The sequence below is a fragment of the Streptomyces sichuanensis genome (assembly GCF_020328095.1).
Taxonomy (GTDB): Bacteria; Actinomycetota; Actinomycetes; order Streptomycetales; family Streptomycetaceae; genus Streptomyces; species Streptomyces cinnamoneus.
Genome location: NZ_JAIXMK010000002.1, coordinates 34,735 through 54,211, shown reverse-complemented (window position 1 = coordinate 54,211; position 19,477 = coordinate 34,735). Strand labels below are relative to the sequence as shown.

Annotated in this window: 13 protein-coding genes and 1 tRNA gene; 6 read left to right on the top strand and 8 right to left on the bottom strand. The window is 73.4% G+C overall.

The genetic code is table 11. From position 1 onward, the window contains the following. Positions 1–179: 179 nt before the first annotated feature. Complete coding sequence (gene ssgD, locus LE181_RS01460; RefSeq protein ID WP_190110714.1) at positions 180–593, top strand: spore wall synthesis regulator SsgD; 414 nt, start codon at positions 180–182, stop codon at positions 591–593. A 16-nt stretch (positions 594–609) separates the two neighbouring features. On the opposite strand, the gene LE181_RS01455 is transcribed toward ssgD, so the two are convergent. The 3 genes from LE181_RS01455 to LE181_RS01445 all read right to left on the bottom strand — a co-directional run bounded on the left by LE181_RS01455 (position 610) and on the right by LE181_RS01445 (position 3,793). Further along, positions 610–2,094 carry a hypothetical protein gene (locus tag LE181_RS01455; RefSeq protein WP_225659026.1) on the bottom strand — a complete coding sequence of 495 codons (1,485 nt, stop codon included), beginning with the start codon at positions 2,092–2,094 and terminating at the stop codon, positions 610–612. A 35-nt stretch (positions 2,095–2,129) separates the two neighbouring features. Further along, positions 2,130–2,630, bottom strand: a complete 501-nt coding sequence (locus tag LE181_RS01450; protein WP_225659025.1) for an inorganic diphosphatase — start codon at positions 2,628–2,630, stop codon at positions 2,130–2,132. A 104-nt stretch (positions 2,631–2,734) separates the two neighbouring features. Further along, positions 2,735–3,793, bottom strand: a complete 1,059-nt coding sequence (locus LE181_RS01445) for a DMT family transporter (RefSeq protein WP_225659024.1) — start codon at positions 3,791–3,793, stop codon at positions 2,735–2,737. A 432-nt stretch (positions 3,794–4,225) separates the two neighbouring features. Here LE181_RS01445 and LE181_RS01440 point away from each other — a divergent pair, with 432 nt between their 5' ends. The 4 genes from LE181_RS01440 to LE181_RS01420 are packed head-to-tail and all read left to right on the top strand — an operon-like array spanning position 4,226 to position 11,905. Continuing rightward, positions 4,226–5,746 carry a flavin monoamine oxidase family protein gene (locus LE181_RS01440; protein WP_225659023.1) on the top strand — a complete coding sequence of 507 codons (1,521 nt, stop codon included), beginning with the start codon at positions 4,226–4,228 and terminating at the stop codon, positions 5,744–5,746. After that, positions 5,746–9,039: a ferritin-like domain-containing protein gene (locus LE181_RS01435; RefSeq protein WP_225659022.1), complete on the top strand. Its 3,294-nt coding sequence runs from the start codon at positions 5,746–5,748 to the stop codon at positions 9,037–9,039. The genes LE181_RS01440 and LE181_RS01435 overlap by 1 nt, the downstream gene beginning before the upstream one ends. Continuing rightward, the gene (locus tag LE181_RS01430) at positions 9,036–10,661 is read left to right on the top strand and encodes an FAD-dependent monooxygenase (protein ID WP_225659021.1); all 1,626 of its coding nucleotides are present in this window, start codon (positions 9,036–9,038) and stop codon (positions 10,659–10,661) included. Before LE181_RS01435 ends, LE181_RS01430 begins: the two co-directional genes overlap by 4 nt. Beyond that, positions 10,661–11,905, top strand: coding sequence for a cytochrome P450 (locus LE181_RS01420; protein ID WP_263868296.1), 1,245 nt, complete (start codon positions 10,661–10,663; stop codon positions 11,903–11,905). Before LE181_RS01430 ends, LE181_RS01420 begins: the two co-directional genes overlap by 1 nt. A gap of 6 nt (positions 11,906–11,911) precedes the next feature. On the opposite strand, the gene LE181_RS01415 is transcribed toward LE181_RS01420, so the two are convergent. The 4 genes from LE181_RS01415 to LE181_RS01400 all read right to left on the bottom strand — a co-directional run bounded on the left by LE181_RS01415 (position 11,912) and on the right by LE181_RS01400 (position 16,329). Beyond that, positions 11,912–13,504 (bottom strand): FAD-dependent oxidoreductase, encoded by a 1,593-nt coding sequence (locus tag LE181_RS01415; RefSeq protein ID WP_225659020.1) that lies wholly within the window; start codon positions 13,502–13,504, stop codon positions 11,912–11,914. Positions 13,505–13,624: 120 nt separating this feature from the next. Beyond that, entirely contained in the window at positions 13,625–15,178 is a 1,554-nt protein-coding gene (locus LE181_RS01410) for an FAD-dependent monooxygenase (RefSeq protein ID WP_225659019.1), read from the bottom strand. Between the two features lie 171 nt (positions 15,179–15,349). After that, positions 15,350–15,772, bottom strand: coding sequence for a hypothetical protein (locus LE181_RS01405; protein WP_225659018.1), 423 nt, complete (start codon positions 15,770–15,772; stop codon positions 15,350–15,352). 469 nt (positions 15,773–16,241) lie between these two features. Next, positions 16,242–16,329: transfer RNA gene (locus LE181_RS01400), tRNA-Leu, on the bottom strand. A gap of 106 nt (positions 16,330–16,435) precedes the next feature. Here LE181_RS01400 and LE181_RS01395 point away from each other — a divergent pair. Next, on the top strand, positions 16,436–17,767 hold the full coding sequence (locus tag LE181_RS01395; protein ID WP_225659017.1) for a DUF2254 domain-containing protein: 1,332 nt from the start codon (positions 16,436–16,438) through the stop codon (positions 17,765–17,767). A gap of 3 nt (positions 17,768–17,770) precedes the next feature. On the opposite strand, the gene LE181_RS01390 is transcribed toward LE181_RS01395, so the two are convergent. After that, positions 17,771–19,357, bottom strand: coding sequence for an aldehyde dehydrogenase family protein (locus LE181_RS01390; RefSeq protein WP_225659016.1), 1,587 nt, complete (start codon positions 19,355–19,357; stop codon positions 17,771–17,773). Between the last annotated feature and the right edge of the window lie 120 nt (positions 19,358–19,477).

The window sequence follows — 19,477 nt, the reverse complement described above, 5'->3', positions numbered from 1 at the left end:
AGGCAAATGTCTTCTTTCTCAAGGGCAGTGACGCAGCTCACGCTGGATTCATGTGCACTACCGCGATCGATCGACCGTCTCACCCGTCGTAGAAGTAGCAGCGGTCGAAGTCGTAGCAGCACACGCCGCACGCGGTACGGAAGCGCACCACCCGGAAAACAATCGCAAGGGAGCTGGCGTTGTCCACTGTCATCGAACAGCCTGTCCAGGCACGGATCATCGCGTCGGCTCCGCCGTCCCGGGCGGTCCCCGCGCACCTGCGCTACGAGCGGACCGACCCGTTCGCCGTCCGCATCGCCTTCCCGCCGGCGGCCTCGCTCGACGGCGCCGAGGTCGAATGGGCCTTCGCACGCGACCTGCTGGCCCGCGGACTGCTGCGTTCCGCGGGCGGCGGAGACGTGCGGGTCTGGCCGTGCGGGCCGCACCGCACGGTGCTGGAGTTCCACGCCCGGGAGGGGGTCGCCATGGTGCAGATCGACACCCCGGAGCTGCGCTCGTTCCTGGCGCGCTCGTACGCCCTGGTCCCGGCGGGCGGCGAGGGCGGCCAGCTCGACGTCGACAGCGACCTGGCCGCGCTGCTGCGGCAGGCGTGAGGCCGGAGCCGCGGCCTCAGGGGAGGTAGGCGATCCAGTCGGTGCCCGGCAGGGCGCGGGGACGCCACGCGCGCGCATAGGACGGCAGGTACGGGTCCTTGGTGTCGAACAGAAGTGCCGTCGGGATACGGGAGGCCCTGCGGACGATGTCGGCAGCAGTGTGCGAGCGGTTGTTGCCCGCGATCTGGGCGGAGGCGCAGCCCGCCTCGTAGGCGACGGGCTGCGCACGCGGGCCGGTGACGAGGCAGGGGGCCGTCAGGCCGAGGCGGCCCAGTTCCCCGGCCGCGCGTCGGTAACGCACGGCCGTGTCACGGGCGTCGGCGGTGTTCGCCCGCAATTCCTCGCCCTGCACGGTGAGGTGCGCACCCAGGACGGCGGTCAGCAGGGCGGTCACGGCGAGCCGGGTGCGGGCGCTCCGCACGGCCCGGACCGCCCCGGCCACCGCGGCCGCCACCGGGAGGGCGAGCAGGGCGTAGGCGGGCAGCAGGAAGCGCGGCGCGGCGTAGTCGAGCAGCAGCAGGTAGGGCGCGGCGAGGACGAGTGCGCAGGCCACGGGCAGCAGGGTGACGGCCGCGGGACCGGCGCGGCGGCGGCCGGCGACGGCGAGGACACAGGCCGCCGTGGCGAGCGCGGGCAGCAGCAGCCACCACAGGGAGTGGGTGAGGGAGGGGCCCGCGATGTGACAAGGGCGGCAGAGCTGGGGTCCGTTGAGGGCCCGGTAGGCGGCGCGCAGCCCGGCGCCGGGGTGCGCGCCCATGCCGCCCTCCGTGCCGCTGGAGACGGACAGCCGCCGGCCGACACCGCCGAAGCGCACGTACGCCTCGGCCACCCACTGCGCGCAGCCCAGCGCGAGCCCGCCGAGGACCGCGGCGGCGGTGCCGGGCCGCCGCCAGGGCCGCGCGGTCGCACAGGCGGCCAGCAGGGGCAGGGCGAGCCAGGCGGCGTCGGGGGCGCGCAGCAGGCCGACGGCGCCGAGCGCGGCGGTGAGGGCCATGAGGACCCTGCGGCGGCCGGGGCCGTCGGTACGGGCCCGCAGGAACCAGCCCACGGCGGCGGCGGAGGCGAGTGCCACCCAGAGGTTGGGCATGACCTCGGGGCCGCTCAGCACGGTGATCCACAGGCCGGCGAAGAGCAGTGCCGCGAGGGCGGTCCGGCCCCGGCCGAGCAGCGGCCTCCAGACCGCGAAGGCGGCGTACAGGGCGGCCGAGGAGAGCAGCGCCAGCGTCACGCGCAGGACGGTGGTCGAGGAGGTGACCGCGACGACGGGGGCGACGAGGAAGGTGATGCCGCGCGAGCGGGGCGCGCTGAAGTAGGCGGCGGGGTGGCGGGGATCGACCTGGGAGAGGTAGACGGTCTCGTCCCAGCCGAGGTCCATGCCGACGACGGCGTAGCACAGTTGCACGCTCGCGAAGGCGACGGCGACGGCCGCGAGGGGCGCGGCGCGGCGTGCTGCGGGCAGGGCGCCGGTGGCGGCGGGCGCAGGGGACCGGGTCGTTGCCATGCCCCCGTCCTACCGCACGGCGGCCCGCCACCGCGTCACCAGGACGCGTCCTGGCCCGCCCGTCCGGCGCGCACGCGGGAGGCGACGATCTCGGTCACGGCGGCGTCCCGGCCGGCCCAGCAGGCGGAGGCGACGGACTTGCCGGGTTCGAGCGCCTTGTAGACCTCGAAGAAGTGCTGGATCTCCAGCCGGTCGAACTCGGGCACGTGCCTGAGGTCGCGCACGTGTTCGTGCCGGGGGTCGCCGGAGGGCACGCACAACACCTTGTCGTCCTCCCCCTGTTCGTCGCACATCCGGAACATGCCGATCGCGCGGCAGCGGATCACGATGCCGGGGAAGGTGGGGTCGCCGGCCAGCACGAGCGCGTCGAGAGGGTCGCCGTCGGCGCCGAGCGTGCCGTCGATGTAGCCGTAGTCGGCGGGGTAGCGGGTGGAGGTGAACAGCATCCGGTCGAGGCGGATGCGCCCCGTCTCGTGGTCCATCTCGTACTTGTTGCGGCTGCCTTGCGGGATCTCCACGACGACATCGAAGTCCACGGTGGCTCCTCCGGGGGGTTGGCCGGATCACCATGGTGACGCGTCCCGCCCCGCGGGCGCCATGGCGCGTCGGGCGGGCGCGACCGGCCGCCGGAGGCCCGCGTTCAGCGGGACTTCGGGCCCGAACGGGTGGAAACCAGACACGGGCCGGGCCGCCGTGTGCCGGGCACCAGAGGCGTCGCTGCGTCATCGGCTGCGGGGGCGCATACCGCATCGGCACCAGGGGCGTTCATCACATCGGCGCGCTCGTCTGCGGTCCCGGCCGTGTTCTGCCCGGCCGTGCCCTGCCCGGCCGTGCCCTGACCGACGGCGCGCTGTCCGGCGGCCTGCTGCCTGGCGGCGTTCTGCAGCGTCAGGACCACCACTCCGGCCGCCGCCACCGCCCCCGCGGCGCCCGCCAGCAGGCCGCCGGCCAGGCCGTAGCGGAACGCCTCCCCCAGCGCCACGACACCGACGACCGCGGCCACCACGGGGTTGACCACCGTCAGCGTCGCCAGCGGGGCGGCCAGGCCCGCGCCCCGGTAGGACGCCTGCGACAGCAGCATGCCGGCCGAGGCCAGCAGCGCGATGACGCCGAGGCTCGGCAGCAGGGAGACGAGACCCGCGTCGTGCGCGGTCCAGTCGTCGGCCACGGCCTTGGTGAAGACCGAGCCCATCCCGAAGGCGGCACCGGCCGCCGTGGCCAGCACCACGCCCCGCACGACCGGCCGGCGCACCCAGCGGGCGGCGACGGCCAGCAGGGCGACGGCGCCCAGCACCGCCGCCGCGATCAACGGACGTTCGGTGCCGTCCAGGGATCCCCCGCCCGGCGACCCCGTCAGGCTCAGCAGCCCCGCCAGGCCCGCCGTGGCGAGGAACGCGCCGCGCCAGCCGGCCGCGCCGACGGGGCGGTGCACGCACCACGCCGCCATGGGCAGCGCGAAGACGATGGTCAGCGCACCCAGCGGCTGAACGAGGCTCAGCGGCCCGTACGCCAGCGCCACGACGTGCAGTCCGGCACCCAGGCCGGTCAGCGCGACCGCCGCCCACCAGCCCGCCCGGCGCAAGGGGGCGTACGCCCCTTCTCCGCTCGTTGCGGCAATGCGCTCCTGCACGATCGCGGCGCCCGCGTAGCAGACTGCGGACACCAGGCACAGCAGCACGGATGCGACGAGCGCGCTCACGACCGGCCTCTGCGGTCGCCTCCGCCGCCGCGGTCCGGCTCGGGTCTGTGACGGGTCCCCTCGTTCTCCATGCCCCAACCATGCCTGTCACGGCCCTCTCCGTCGTCGTCCCTGGGTACGGGCTTTTCCGTACTACCGATGGAGTACGGAGTAGGCAGCACGGAGGACTTCCCGTGACAGGGTGGCATCCGCCGCGCAGCCCGGCCTTTCCCGGATGCATTTTTCTACGGCCCATCCGGATGATCCCGGACCGCTTTATGCGTATGCCGTCTACCTTTATGCGTATGCCGTCTACGCATTTGTCGACACCCCCAAGAAAAGGGATGCCGGATTGAGGGTGTCCTGAAATACCATTGTGGAGGGCCTGCGTATATGAAAACTCTATGTAGGCTCAAACGGGGAATACATGCACGTTTACGGGGGGAAGCTTCAATGTCCGGCAACTCGCGGGTCTGGCATGTGCACGCACTCGATAGGTTCGAACAGGGCAGTCGGCAGGTCACCGTCATAGGGGCCGGAATTTCCGGCCTGGTCACGGCGTACGAGCTGGAGCGGCTCGGCTACCGCGTCGAGGTCCTGGAGGGCAACACGCGCATCGGGGGGCGCATCCACACCCACCGGTTCGGAAACAACCCCGGCGCACCGTCCGTCGAACTCGGCGCCATGCGCATTCCGACCCACCACCGTCACACCCTCGAATACATTCGGCGGATGGGGCTGGGGAACAAACTCCGCGCCTTCAGCACGCTGATGTCGGAGGAGAACGCATTCCTCCACACCACCGAGGGCTTCATTCGCATCCGGGACGCGGCCGGCCCGCTCCGCGAGAACTTCCGGCGTGACCTGGAACGACACCTGCCCGGGCACCGCCACGACCACGGCACCGTCGTCTTCGGGGCCTGGCTCACGGCCATTGTCGACGCCATTGCGCCGCCGGACCTGCGCGAGGCGCTCCGCGAGGACCTGCGCCGCCAGCTGCTCGACATGGTGGCGCGCGTCGACCTGACGGAGCATCTGCGCGGAGCGGCGCGCGACCGGGTGGACCTGCACTCGCTCTTCTCCGCCCACCCGGGCCTCCGGGCGGGCTGCAGCAGCAGGCTCAACAGCTTCCTCGACGACATCCTCGCCGAGACCAGCCCCGACCTGCTGCGTCTGGACGGCGGCATGGACCAGCTCACGCACCGGCTGGCCGGCCTGCTGCACACCCCGGTGGCCCTCGGCCACCGCGTCACCGGCATCGACGTGCGCGGTGACCACGTCCTGGTCCACGTCCGGGCGGGCGGCCGAACGGTCGTCAAGCGCTCGGACTTCGTCGTGTGCACCGTTCCCTTCCCGCTCGTCCGCCGCATGCGCCTGACCGGCGTGGACGAGGACAAGCTGGCGGTCCTGCGGGACGTCGTCTACTGCCCGGCCACCAAGGTGGCCGTCCACTGCCGGGAGGCGTTCTGGCGGGAGGGCGGCATCCGCGGCGGCGCCTCCTTCACGGGCGGCCGCATCCGCCAGACCTACTACCCGCCCGCCGACGGCGCCCCGGGCCGGGGCGCCGCCCTGCTGGCCAGCTACACCATCGGCGACGAGGCGGCGCGGCTGGGCCGGATGTCGGCCCGCCGCCGCCACCGCATCGTCCTGGAGGAGCTCAGCGCCGTCCACCCCGAACTCATGTCACCCGGCATGGTGCTGGACGTGGTCAGCGTGGCCTGGGGCGACCACCACCCCTGGACCGGCGGCGGCTGCACCACCCGCTGGGGGAAGAACGCCGCCGAGTGCGAGGTGGAGCGCGCCCGGTCCGCCCGTCCCGCGGGCCGGCTGTTCTTCGCCGGCGAGCACTGCTCGATGGCGCCCGCCTGGATCGAGGGGGCCATCGAGTCCGCGCTGGCGGCCGTCGAGGACGTCGAGCGCTACGAGCCGGCCCACCGCCGCGCGGGCCGGCCCGACCCGGCGGGAGCCCTGTGATGAGCGTCTTCGACCTGCCGAGGCTGCACTTCGCCGGAACCGCCACGACCAAGCTGCCGACCGGCCCGCGCAACGGGCTGCTCGACCTGGCCACGGGCCGGGCCCTCACCGACGACGGCCCGTTCCCCGTCGACCGGCCCGCCGCCGAGTACCACGACTACCTCCAGCGCCGCGGCCCGCACTTCGACGCCTCGGGGCGGCCGTGCCCGGACGGGGAGTTCAGCGCCGCCAAGGGCTGGAACTTCGACGGCAACGGCCACTTCCTGCTGGACGCCCGGATCGTGTCGGCGGAGGTCCACGCCGGCACGCCGGACACCACCGACCCGGTCGTCGGCCGCAGCGTCGACGTCTGGGGCCACTACAACGACTACCTGCGCACCACCGTCAACCGGGCCCGGGTCTGGGACCTCGACCCGGCCTCCCGGTGGACCATGGCCCTGATGATCGGCCGGTTCGGCTTCGGCCGGCTGGGCCGCTCGCACGACGACGGCTACATGCTCACGGGCCCGGTCGACGGCTTCCAGCCGCCGCGCTGGGTCGACTTCGGGCGCATCCTCGACGTCGGCGACCACGTCCTGGCACCGCAGTTGCGCTACTGCGCGGTGCACCAGTTCGTGGTCACGGCACAGGACGCCCCCGGCGATCCCGGGGGCGGTCCGGCGTGGCTGCCGGACGCCCGCCTCTCCCCCGCCGTCGAGGCGTTGCGCGCGGCGGTGGAGGGCGGCGCGGACGGCATCGTCGTCCGGTTCGCGCTGGACGACATGGCCTCGCCCCTCGCCCCGGACGCGCCGAGCCACTGGCGGGTCCGGGGAACCATCGCACCCTGGTACGCGCACGAGCTGCGCACCTACCCGGCTGGCCGGCTGCTCGCCCCCCTCGCGGGGGCGGGCGGCCCGCTCCACCACCTCACGGTGCAGGTGGCGGACGGCCGGGCCGGCCTCGACATGATCTCCGCGGTGCCGCTCACCCACCGGGCGCGGGAGGCCGGGCCCGGCCCCCTGCACCGGCTCGGGCCACCACTGGACGCCGGCGACCTGGAGCTGCGGACGGCCGGCTCCGGCCGGCTCGTGGCCCGGGTGCCGGCCGCCGCGTACGGCGCCGCCGCCGACGCCCTCACCTCGGGCCTGGTCACCGTGGCCGCCGAGGCGGGCTGGGAGACGGCCGCGGACGAGGCCCTGTGCCTGACCGGGGCGGGCCCCGACGGGACGCGGACGACCCTGCTCACCGAACAGGAGGTGGTCGTCCAGAGCGACGACGCCCTCGTGGTGCTGCACCACCGCGAGCGCGCACGGGGCCTCGACCACGCCGTGGAGGTGCCGCTGCGCTCCTTCGTGCGCGGCCGCCCGGCGAGCGCCGGGCCCGTGCACGTACGGCAGTTCCACAATCCGCGCGCCCTGCCCGCCGACCCCGTGGCCGGCGGCGCGGACGCCCGCTGCGGGGACGCGGTCGTGCTGGGCCTGCGCGGCGGGGACGAGGCGTACGCCGAGGACTGCGTCGTGGAGACCGACGACCACGGGCGCGGCCTGCTCACGCTGCGCGGCGAACGCGCGGGCACCTGCCGCGTCCTGCTCTCCCCCGGCCCGGCCGGCCCGCCCGTCGCCGACGGGCCGGGCTCGGCCTGGGCGGCCTACGACGACGAGGACGCGCTCGGCTTCTGGGCGGGCGCCGGCTCACTGGCCGTACGGGTGCTGCCCGACGACTGGCACCTGGACCGCGTCCCCCGCGAGAGCGTGGACTTCGACCTGCTGCACCGGGAGATCTTCGCCTCCTACGAGCACGTCTCCACCTTCATGAAGTCCGACGTCTTCAGCCTCGCCGACCGCTGCAAGGTCGAGACGTACGCGGAGCTGATGTGGCAGATGTGCGACCCGGCCAACAAGGCCAGGACGTACTACATGCCGCCCACGCGCGACCTCTCCGACCCCAAGGCGCGCCTGCTGCTGGCGTACCTGCGCAACCAGCAGGCGCGGGTGCGCCCGCCCCTGACCGCCCCCGCCGTGCTCGGCGGGGGGCCGGTGATCGGCACGCGGGGCGAGCTGTGCACCGTCCTGAGGCAGGCCGCCACACTGGAACTGGCCGTGATGCTCCAGTACTTGTACGCGGCGTTCTCGGTGCCCACCCACGGCGCGGGGCGGGAGTACGTCCGCCGGGGGCAGTGGACGGCGGAGCAGCTGGAGATCGCGTGCGGGCAGGGCGGTGCCACGCTGGACGACGGGATCCGCGGCATCCTGCTGAACGTCGCCCGCGAGGAGATGATCCACTTCCTGCTGGTCAACAACATCCTCATGGCGACGGGCGAGCCGTTCCACGTGCCGGCGATCGACTTCGCGACGCTCAACGCCGAGCTGCCGGTGCCGCTGGACTTCGCGCTGGAGGGGCTGAGCGTCGGCAGCGTGCAGCGCTACATCGCCATCGAACAGCCGGCGGGCCTGACGCCCGAGATCCGGCGGGAGGACGGCCCCCGGCTGGACGCGGTCCGTCCGCTCGGCTTCACCTGGGGCTCGGTCAGCGAGCTCTACGCCGGCATCCGCGAAGGGCTGCAGCGCGTCCCCGACCTGTTCCTCGTGGAGAAGGGCCGCGGCGGCGGGGAACACCACGTGTTCATGCGCGAGTCGGTCAACAACGTCCACCCCGACTACCAGCTGGAGGTCGACGACCTCTCCAGCGCGCTGTTCGCCGTGGACTTCATCAGCGAGCAGGGCGAAGGCGGCGTGCTGGGCTCGGAGGCGCCCTCGGACACCTCCCACTTCCACAGCTTCCTGCGGATCGGCGAGGTGCTGACCACCGAGCGGGTCGCCGGGCCGCACGGCCGGCTGGTGCCGTGGAGCCCCGCCTACCCGGTGCTGCGCAACCCGACGCTGGGGGCCGGTGACGGGGCCAAGGACCCCGTCACCGATCCCGAGGCCCGGGCCGTGGGACGACTGTTCAACCGCTCGTACCACCTGATGTTGCAGTTGATGGTGCAGCACTTCGGGGAGAGCCCGGACGGCAGCCTGCGCCGCTCCAAGCTGATGAACGCCTCGATCGACGTGATGACCGGCATGATGCGCCCGCTGGCGGAGCTGCTGGTGACCATGGAGTCGGGGCGGCGCGGCCGCACGGCCGGCCCCACCTTCGAACTGGACACCGTGCCCGCGTTCACGCCCCGTCCGGACGTGGCGCGGCGCTCGCTCGCGCTGCGCTTCGACCACGTGGCGGCCGCGGCGGACAAGTGCGGACCGGTGCCGGGGCAGGTCGCCGACATGATGGCCTTCTACGCCGACTTCTTCCGGCGGGGTGGTGAACTGGCATGAGGAACTACGACACGGACGTGCTGATCGTGGGAGCCGGGCCGGTCGGCATGGCCCTGGCGCTCGACCTGAAGCACCGGGGCGTCCGCTTCATGGAAGTGGAAGCCTCGGACGGCACCATCGGGCACCCCAAGGTCGGCACGGTCGGGCCCCGTTCGATGGAGCTCTTCCGCCGCTGGGGCGTCGCCGGCCGGATCCGTTCGGCGGGCTGGCCCGGCGACCATCCACTGGACATCGCGTGGGTCACGGCGGTGGGCGGCCACGAGATACTCCGCCTGGACTTCGGCACGACCGAGGGCAGGCCGGAACTCCCCTACACCCCGGAACCGGAGCATCCGTGCCCGCAGCACTGGCTGGCTCCCCTGCTGGCCCGCGAGGTGGGCGTCCACCCGGACGGCCCGCTGCACCTGCGGTGCCGGCTGGACGGCTTCACCCAGGACCGGGACGGGGTGACGGCCCGGGTCACCGACCTGGCCGACGGCGGGGCGGGCCTGACGGTCCGGGCGCGCTACCTGGTCGCCTGTGACGGTGCCGCCTCGCCCGTGCGCAAGGCGGCCGGCATCGAGGCACCGCGCCGCCACGCCACGCGCGTCTTCCGCAACATCCTCTTCCGCGCGCCCCGGCTGCACGGGCAGCTGGGCCCGCGCAACGCGCTGGTGCACTTCCTCACCCGGCCGCCGGCCCTGCGCTTCCCGCTGCGGTCGATGGACGGACAGGGGCTGTACCGGCTGACGGTGGCGGTGCGGGAGGGGGACGCCGCCGGTCCGGACGCCCTGACGATGGTGCGGACGGCCATCGCGTACGACACCCCCGTGGAGATCCTCTCCGAGAACGTCTGGTACCTCACCCACCGCGTCGCCGAGCGCTTCCGCGACGGCCGGGTGCTGCTCGCGGGGGACGCCGCGCACACCCTGTCGCCGTCCGGCGGGTTCGGCATGAACACCGGCATCGCCGACGCGGCCGACCTCGGCTGGAAGCTCGCCGCCGAGCTGGCCGGCTGGGCGGGCCCGGGGCTGCTCGACGCCTACGAGACCGAGCGCCGCCCGGTGGCGGAGCGCAGTCTGGAGGAGGCCAACGTCAATCTGATGCGGACGATGAGCCGGGAGCTTCCCGAGGAGATCCTCCTCGACACGCCGGAGGGGGCCAAGGCCCGGGCGGAGCTGGCGGCCGGCATGGAGCAGGGCGGCGTGGGCCGCGAATTCGAGGCACCGGACGTGCACTTCGGCTACCGCTACGCGTCCCCGCTGATCGACGGCGGGCACGAGCCCGCGGGCGCCGGGGAGGGCACCTGGCGGACGAGGGCCGTCCCCGGGGGGCGCGCCCCGCACACCTGGCTGGCGCCGGGGGTGTCGACGCTCGACTCCTTCGGCCGGGGCTTCGTGCTGGTCTGCTGCGGCGGTCCGGACGGCACCCCGGGCGCCGACGTGGCGGAGAAGGCCGTGCGGGAGGCGTTCGCACGGCGGGGCGTGCCGCTGGAGACGGCGCGATGGGAGGAGCACCGGACGGTGGCGGAGCTGTACGGCAGTCCGTACGTGCTCGTCCGGCCGGACGGGCACGTGGCCTGGTGCGGTACGGACGTGCCAGCGGAGCCGGGCGCATGGGTCGACGGGATACGGGGGGCGTGATGAGCGGACAGCCGAGCGGGCAGGCCCTGAAGGGGCTGCCGCCCTTCCGGACGGCGGACGTGCCGCTGCCCGACCCGTACCCCCTCTACCGGCGCTACCGCGAGGCCGACCCCGTCCACCGGGCCGAGGACGCGTGGTACCTCTTCCGTCACGACGACGTGGCGCGGGTCCTGACCAGCCGGGCCTACGGGCGCGGGGCGCTGCCCGCCCGGCTGCCGCAGGAGTGCCCGCACCTGCGGCGGACCACCGCCAACTGGATGGTGTTCATGGACCCGCCGGAGCACACCCGGGTGCGCGCGCTGGTGGCCAAGGCATTCACGCCGCGCATCGTGGACGGCCTGCGCCCCCGGATCCGGCAGCTGGCGGCCGAGCTGACGGCGGAGCTGGCCGCCACGCCCACCGCCGACCTGGTCGACCGGTTCGCCGCGCCCTTCCCCATCCTGGTCATCAGCGAGCTGCTGGGCGTGCCGCGCGAGGACCGTCCGTGGTTCCGAGCGCAGGCGGTGGACCTGCAGCAGGCCACCAGCTCGCGGGTGGCGCGGCGGGCCGACGCGTACCGCCTGGCGGATGCGGCGGCCCGGGAGCTGGAGGCGTACTTCCGTGCCGAGCTGGCCCGCCGCCGGGCGGGGCGCAGCCCGAACGCGACGGATCTGATCGCGGCGATGCTGGACGCGGAAGAGCGGCTGCCGCTGGGGGACGACGTGCTGGTCGGCACCTGCATCCACCTCCTGACGGCGGGCCACGAGACGACCACCAACCTGGTGGCCAAGGGGCTGCTGGCCCTGTTCGCCCACCCCGACCAGCTCGATCTCGTGCGGAAGCGGCCGGAGTTGCTGCGGGGAGCGGTGGAGGAGCTGGTGCGCTACGACTCGCCGGTGCAGATGATCAACCGGTGGGCACGGGAGGACGACGAGATCGCGGGGCGGCGCATACCGCGGGGCGACAAGGTCACGCTCGTCCTCGGCTCGGCCAACCGCGACCCCGCGCACTTCGAGGCCCCCGACCGTCTGGACGTCCACCGCGACGCGCGCCGGAACACCGGCTTCGGGATGGGCATCCACTACTGCGTCGGGGCGCCGCTGGCCCGCGCGGAGGCGGAGATCGGGCTGGGCGAGCTGCTGCGCGGCCTGCCCCGGCTCGCCCTGGCGGACGAACCGGTGCGCTACGCCGACGATCTGGTCTTCCACGGCCCGGCCCGGATGGTGGTGCGCACGGGAACGGCAGCCGGGCCGCAGGCCCCGTAGCGTCGGCTAGCTCTTGCGGACGAACCAGCGGTCCAGGTAGGCGTCCAGCGACGGGCGGTCGGCGGCTTTGACGCGCAGCCCGACGTGACCGTCGGGCCGGACCAGGAGCAGGGTGCCGCGCGGCAGGCGGCCGGCGCCGCGGGTGCCGGCCTGGGCCGGCTCGACGCGGTGCACCTCGGCCGGGACGGGGAAGCGCCCGACGATGCGGCGCAGTTCCTCGGTGGCGTCGGCCGACGGCTGCCGGCCGGGGACCTCCAGCAGGGTCCAGCGGTCGTAGGAGAGGAGGTCGTGCAGCCGGCGCTCGCGCCCGCCGTGGGTGACCGGCACGTCGGGCAGCCGGTCGCCGGCCCGTAGGGCCCGCCGTCCGCCGGCGGCCTTGCGCCCGGGCTCGTCGGTGGACAGCTCGCTGGTGCGGTGGTGCCGGCCGAGCTCACTGAGGATCACCCGCCCGCGGCGGTGGATCCGGTCGCTGGAGAGCAGCGCCGGGCCGAGGACGCGCATGCCGGCCAGGGTGAGCGCGGAGGGCGGCAGCTCCATGACGTTGCGCCGCATCTGGCGCATCACTTCCTGCGCGGTGTGGCGCTGTTCGCCGGAGTAGGTGTCGAGCAGGGTGTCGGCGGCCCAGCCGTGGTGCACGGCGGCGAGCTTCCAGCCGAGGTTGTGCGCCCCTCGCAGGCCGGTGTTGAGGCCGCGGCCGCCGATCGGCGCCCACATGTGGCCGCTGTCCCCGGCGAGCATGGCCGGTCCCACGCGCAGCGAGGCGGCGATGCGGTCGTGGAAGCGGGCCCGGTTGTACCAGGGCGGGACGGTGGGCACGAGGCGGGTGCCGGGGTCGTGGGTGGCCCGGGCGACGAGGTCGCGCATCTCGTCGACGTCGGGGGGCGTCACGCGCTGGGGGTCGGGGTCGTCGAGGAAGCTGAAGAAGCGGTAGCCGCCGCCGGGACGGGGCGAGGCGATGAGGCAGACGCGGCGCTCCAGGAAGAAGTAGGTGGTGTCGTCGGCGCAGGGGAACTTCCAGTCGGCCTTGGCGTTGATCTGCACGGCCTGCAGGTCGATGCGGCGTTCGCCCTCGAAGGGGACGTTCATCGTCTTGCGCACGAGGCTGTGCGCGCCTTCGCAGCCGACGACCCAGCGGCAGCCGATCGTCTGCATCCGGTCGTCGGGGCCGCGCACGTCGACCTCGGCGCCGTCCACCCCCAGGCGCAGGGCCACCGCCTCCACGTCCCAGCGCACGTCGGTGCCCAGCTCCCCCAGCCGCTCGACGAGCAGCCGCTCGATGGCGATCTGCTCGATGGCCAGCGGCTGGGGGAAGGCCGTGCCGGTCACGCCCGTGGCGTGGGCGCCGACGCGCCGCCCCTTGACGTAGACCTCGGCCTGACGCAGGCTCAGCCCCTGCTCCAGGAAGCGGTCCGCGCAGCCGAGGTCGCGGAGGATCTCCAGGGCCCGCTGCCAGATGACGCTGGCGCGCACCTCCCGTTTGCTGCTGGGCTCCTTCTCCAGCACGACCACGTCCAGCCCGTACCGGCGCAGCGCGATGGCCAGGGCGAGCCCGGTGGGCCCGGCCCCGATGACCACGACGTCCCGGCAGAAGTCACTCATCGTCGTCTCCCCCGTGCTGAACCTCGGGTGGCTGCGCCACCCTCCCCTGCATCCGTCGTCCGTCCGCCTTCATGGTCGGCGATGAGGGGGTGGGGGATCAATGGCGCCTATTCCATGACATTAGCCTTTTCGTACGAACCAGCGCCGAATGTACGTTTCCAGCTCGCTGACGCCGTCGCAGGCCAGCCCGATGTGGCGGTCGGGCCGCACCAGCACCAACGCCGCGCCCGGCAGGCGCGGCACGTCCCCCGCGGGGCCGCCGGGATCCAGGCGCGGCGAGAAGAGCTCGACGGGCATGGCGTACGCGTCGGTCACGGCCTGCAGCCGGGTGACGTCCACGCCGCGCCGGGCCGCGCCGGGAGCGACGAGCAGGGTCCAACGGCCGTAGGCGAGCAGCTCGTGCAGCCGGCGGCGGCGCCCGTCCACCGTGACGGTCAGGTCGGGCAGCCGGTCGCCGGCCCGCCCCTCGGACAGGGCGCTCTCGCGGTGGTGCATCGTGAGGTCGCTGAGCATCGCCCGTATGCGGTCGCCGAACCACTGACTGCGGGTCAGGTACGGGCCGGCCAGGCGGAGCCCGAGGAGGGCGGGGCGGCCCGGCGGCAGCTCCAGGACGTTGTGGCGCATCGCCCGCATGACCTTCTGCGCGGTGAGCCGCTGCTCGGTGGCGTAGGTGTCGAGGAGGGCGCACGGGTCGGCCGCCCAGCCGTGGAGGGCGGCCGCGAGCTTCCAGGCAAGATTGTGCGCGCCGCGCAGCCCGGTGTTGAGGCCGTGCCCGCCGATGGGGGCCCACAGGTGCGCGCTGTCCCCGGCGAGCAGGGCCCGCCCCTCACGCAGCGACCCGGCCACGCGGTCGTGGAAGCGGGCCCGGTTGGCCCAGGGCGGCTCGGTGGGGGCCAGCCGCACGCCGGGGTCGTGCGCGGTGCGGGCGATCAGGGTCCGCATCTCGTCGAGCCCGGGCGGCCGCTCGACGGAGGGGTCCGGGTCGGTGAGGAAGCAGAAGAACCGGTTGCCGCCGCCGGGCCGGGGGGACACACCGAGGGAGGCGCCGCGTTCGAGGAAGAACCGGGTGCGGTCGTCGGCGTAGGGGTACTTCCACTCGGGAACGGCGTTGAGCTGCACGCACTGGAGATTCGGCCGCCGTGCGCCCTCGAACGGAACGCCGAGCCCCTTGCGCACCACACTGTGCGCCCCCTCGCACCCCACGACCCAGGCGCACCGCACGGTCCGCACCCGGCCGTCCGGCCCGCGCACGTCGACTTCGGCACCGTCCTGCCCCGTGCGCACGGCCACGGCCTCGGTGGACCACTCCACTTCGCCGCCCACCGCCGCGAGCCGCTCGCCGAGCAGCCGCTCGACGGCGTCCTGTTCGATCGACAGGGGATGCGGATGGGCGGTCCCTCCGCACGCGAACGTCATCTCCCCGACCTGCCGCCCCCCGGCGTACATCTCCACGTGCCGCAGCCGCAGTCCTTCCCGGACCACGTCCTCGACGCACCCGAGGTCCCCCAGCACCTCCAGTGCCCGCTGCCAGATGATCCCGGCCCGCGCCTCCCGCTTCCCCCTCCCGGCCTTCTCGACGACGCAGACGTCCACCCCGTACTGCCGTAACCCCACCGCCACGGCCAGCCCGGTGGGCCCGGCCCCTATGACCACGACGTCGCGGTAGTCATGCACGGTCGTCTCCCCCCTGCCCCCCAGCGGCCGACGCCGCTGTCTGCCCCTCATCGTGTGGGAAGGGGAGTCGCGGCTCAATGGTGCGGTGTTGGCCACGGGCGGGAGGGGCGGGGGCACCCCTTCGAGCGGCCGGCGGCCGGCCCCTGCGTGCCGGGCCGCCGGGCATCTTCCCTAAAAGCCGAGGGGGCATATATCAAGTCCGAGAGACCGAGCTTTTTTCACGGCCTCACTCTGGTCGCCTTCGAATTTATCCAGGGACTTGTTGGCCTCGTCTATTCTTCCCTCGCCTGCCAATTCGACCGCTATTCGCAAATGCTGCCCTGCCGAGTGAGCGGTGTGGTAGGTCTCCTTGATTTCGCCGTCCACAAACGGGGGGACGTCCACCTGCCGCCACGCCTCCAGGGCGTCGAGGACGACAATGCTCCGCCGCCTCATCCATTCCTTGTGGGCTTCGGGAGCCTGCCTGGGCTCCGGACCCAGGGCCTGGAGGGGCGGGACGAACCGGCCGCACACCGCATCCGCCTCCTCCGTGTAGCGGCTCTTGAGCCACTCCGGCACTGCATAGCCCACGATGGGAATCACGAGCGCCAGCACCGCCAGAACGATGGGCGGTTTGCGGTACCAGGGCACCTCAGGGGCTGTTCCGGGGTCCGGCGCAGGAGGGGGACCCGGAGTTCCGGGATTTCCTCCATTGTCACCACTCATGACACCCCCCAGTCAGTCAGCCCGCACGGCCCGACCTGATGTGCGGTGTGCCCGCTATTGCGTTGCGGAAAACGCGAGGCCCAAAAACTTGGTATCGCATCCATCGCCTCACACATCGAACCCTCGAACCCGTTTTCGGTCCATGGATCTTTGCGCTGCGCCGACTGCAGACCCGGCAGGCACCAGCGGCGGTCGGCGCGGGGACGCGTGTGCGTGGACCGTCCCGACGCCGGCGCCGGTCGCCGCCCGGAGGGCGCCGTGAGACCGGCTTGAGCAAGGTCCCCGTCCGGCCCGGTCGCACCGACCCCTGATCCAGCCCGGGAAAACAGAAAAACCCCAGGTGAACTGGGGTCTCTGCTGGTGTCCGAGGGGGGACTTGAACCCCCACGCCCGATAAAGGGCACTAGCACCTCAAGCTAGCGCGTCTGCCATTCCGCCACCCGGACTAGGTGTGTGTCTCGGCGAGGTGTTCCCCGCGGCGACATGGATAACTCTATCAAGGTTTCGGAGTGCCTCTCACCAGGGTATTCACGCGGGGCATAAGGTCCATTTATGGGCATTGAGGGACACTCCCCCGCGGCAGGCGCGGTCCGGCGCCGGCCGCGGCCCCTCTCGCCCCTGCGGGAGCACCTGCGGGACACGTTCTGGTTCACGCCGACGGCGGGGCTGGTCGGGGCGGCGCTGCTGGCGCTCGGGGTGCTGGAGCTCGACAACCTCCTGGTGCGGGAGCTGCGGGAGGCCGGGGACTACGGCGAGATCGAGTCGCTCATCGCCATCGCCGACGACACGAAGACGATCATCACGACGGTCGGGTCGGCGATGCTGACCTTCATCGGGGTGGTCTTCTCCATCTCCCTGGTCGCCCTGCAGATGGCCGGCGGACAGATGTCCCCGCGCGTCGTGCGCCTGTACGTGCGCAGCCGGATCACGAAGTGCACCTTCGCCGTCTTCCTGGCGACCTTCCTGTTCGCGCTGCTGGTGCAGTCCTCCTACGAGGGGAACGACGACCCGCGGACCGTCTCCACCGTGCCGGTGGTGTCCAGCGTGATGTGCGTGCTGATGGTGCTGCTGAGCCTCGGGCTGTTCGTCGCCTACGTGAACTCGACCCTGCGGCTGATGCGGGTCAGTCACGTCATCGACCGGATCACCCGCGAGTCCTTCCGCGTACTGGACCGCTACGGGGTCGCCGCCGCCGGGCCGCCGGAGCTCCCGGCGGTGGGGGCCGAGGTTCCGCACCGTGGGCGGGCCGGGGTGCTGCGCGACGTCCACATCGCGCGGCTCGTGCGCGCCGCACAGCGCCAGGACGTCGTCCTGCGGCTCATCCCCCGCATCGGGGACTTCATCGTCCCCGGCACCCCGGTGCTGGCCGTGCACGGCGGTACCGCCGCACCGCCGCACCGGGCCCTGCGGTACACCGTCTCGGTCGGGGTCGAGCGGACGTTCCACCAGGACCTGGGGTTCGGGTTGCGGCAGCTGTCGGACATCGCCCAGCGCGCCCTCTCCCCCGCGGTCAACGACCCGACGACCGCCGTGCAGTGCCTGGACCGGATCGTGCAGTTCCTGGCGGCCGTCGCCGGGCGGCCGCTCGGGGCCCTGCACCACTGCGACCGCAAGGGCGCGGTCCGGCTGGTGCAGGACCTGCCGGAGTGGGCCGACCTCGTCGATCTCGGCTTCGCCGAGATCCGGGGCTGCGCCGTGGACAGCCCCCAGGTCACGCGGCGGCTGATGGCCGCCCTGGAGGACCTTGAACGGCTGACCCCGGCCGGGCGGCGGGCACCGCTGGAACGCCACCGCACGCTCCTGGAACAGGCCGTGGAGCGCACGGCGCACGAGGCGGCCGACCGGGACTTCGCCCTGGAGCCGGACCGTCAGGGCATCGGGTGACGGCTAGGGCATCAGGTGGTAGTCGGGGAAGTTCCCCGGCACACGTTCCTCCTCCGAAGTACCCGGCGTCCCCGACGCACCTTGCGTCACCGCCCTCACCAACAGCTCGCCTCCCACGAAGGCCCCCCGCCATGAGGCGCCGAAGCCACCGAAGAGCTCGTCGCGGTCGCCGCGTGAGCGCGGCGTGCCGTGGCCGACCTTGAACGCGCGGATCTGCGGTGCCAGTCGCTCGTACGTGGCCGCGTCGTCGCACGAGAGGGTGGCGACGAGGGCCCCGTTGCTGGCGTTCATCGCGGCGAGCAGCTCGGACTCGGTGTCGACCAGCACGATCGTGTCGACCGGGCCGAACGGCTCCGCGTGGTGCAGCGGCGAGGCCGGCGGCGGGTTGAGGAGGGTGACGGGCGGGACGTAGGCGCCCGTGTCCTGGCCCAGCAGGAAGCGGCCGGCGGCGAGGTCGCCGCGGTGGAGGGGGATCGCACCGCGGTCCACGGCCTCCGCCACCTGGTCGTTGAGCTCCTTGGCCTTCGCCGCGTTGATCAGCGGGCCGAAGTCCAGTTCGGGCAGGGGCGCGGACGGGTCGGGTACGGCCAGCGGGTGGCCCAGGGTCACCTCGCGCACGGCGGGAAGGTAGTGCGCGAGGAAGTCGGCGAACGCCGCCCGCTGGACGACGAACCGCGGGTACGCGGTGCAGCGTTGCTTCGCGTAGTCGAACGTCTTGCGGACCTGCGGGGCGAAGTCGTCCCAGCCCGTGAAGTTCCAGATGCCCCAGGTGTTGAGGCCCTCCTGCTCCAGGATGTGGCGCTTGCCCAGATCCGCGACCGCCGTGGCGACCCGCGCGCCGGTGTCGCGGCCGCCGACGAACGACACGCAGCCGATCTCCGGGGCCCGTACGAGCGCCTCCGACAGCTCGCCGCCGCTGCCGCTGACGAGCGTGAGCGGCAGTCCTTCGCGGGTGGCGAGGGCGCAGGCCAGGGTCAGGCAGGAGAGGCCGCCGTCCGTGGGTGTCTTCGCGATCACCGCGTTGCCGGCCAGCGCCTGGACGAGCATGGCGTGGACGAGCACGCTCATGGGGTAGTTCCAGCTGGCGATGTTGCTGACGGGCCCGGGCAGCGGGCCCCGGCCCTCGACCATCCGGTCGATCTCCGCCACGTACCACCGCACGCCGTCGATCGCGCGGTCCACGTCCGCCCGGGCCAGCCGCCAGGGCTTGCCGATCTCCCAGACGAGGAGGAGGGAGAGGAGCTCGCGGTGCTCGGCCAGTGCGTCGAGCGCGGCCCCGACGCGGGCCTTGCGCTCGCCGAGCGGCAGCCGGCCCCATGCGCGGTGCTGGTCCAGTGCGGCGCGTACGGCCCGGCGGGCCGTGGCCGGATCAAGGCGGGGCGGACCCGGGATGGGAGTGCCGTCGACGGGGGTGGTGGCGGGGAGCGGGCTGCCGTCGGCCTGCCAGGCGCCGCCCCAGAGATTGAGGACGCGCTCCTCCCGGAACGCCTCGGGGGCGGCGGCCCGGCAGCGCTGCCAGGCCGTGGCCCACTCGGTGCCCGGTTTGAGGACGAGGGTGGGGGCGGCGGGGGAAGTCGAGGTGGGTGCCATTGATGATCTCCGCTCTCGGTGCACGGTCGGGGCGGGGAATTGGCGCTTCCTACCGAACGGTAGCCACCACGCGTACGGAAGGTGAGGCGCGTGTCCGGGATGAGGTCCACGTCACGTGGC

Excerpts from the sequence above, each read along its gene's own strand:
- LE181_RS01420 (WP_263868296.1), top strand. The coding sequence starts at position 10,661 with ATGAGCGGACAGCCGAGCGGGCAGGCCCTGAAGGGGCTGCCGCCCTTC.
- LE181_RS01415 (WP_225659020.1), bottom strand. The coding sequence starts at position 13,504 with ATGAGTGACTTCTGCCGGGACGTCGTGGTCATCGGGGCCGGGCCCACC.
- LE181_RS01440 (WP_225659023.1), top strand. The coding sequence starts at position 4,226 with ATGTCCGGCAACTCGCGGGTCTGGCATGTGCACGCACTCGATAGGTTC.
- LE181_RS01435 (WP_225659022.1), top strand. The coding sequence starts at position 5,746 with ATGAGCGTCTTCGACCTGCCGAGGCTGCACTTCGCCGGAACCGCCACG.
- LE181_RS01455 (WP_225659026.1), bottom strand. The coding sequence starts at position 2,094 with ATGGCAACGACCCGGTCCCCTGCGCCCGCCGCCACCGGCGCCCTGCCC.
- LE181_RS01395 (WP_225659017.1), top strand. The coding sequence starts at position 16,436 with ATGGGCATTGAGGGACACTCCCCCGCGGCAGGCGCGGTCCGGCGCCGG.
- LE181_RS01390 (WP_225659016.1), bottom strand. The coding sequence starts at position 19,357 with ATGGCACCCACCTCGACTTCCCCCGCCGCCCCCACCCTCGTCCTCAAA.
- LE181_RS01430 (WP_225659021.1), top strand. The coding sequence starts at position 9,036 with ATGAGGAACTACGACACGGACGTGCTGATCGTGGGAGCCGGGCCGGTC.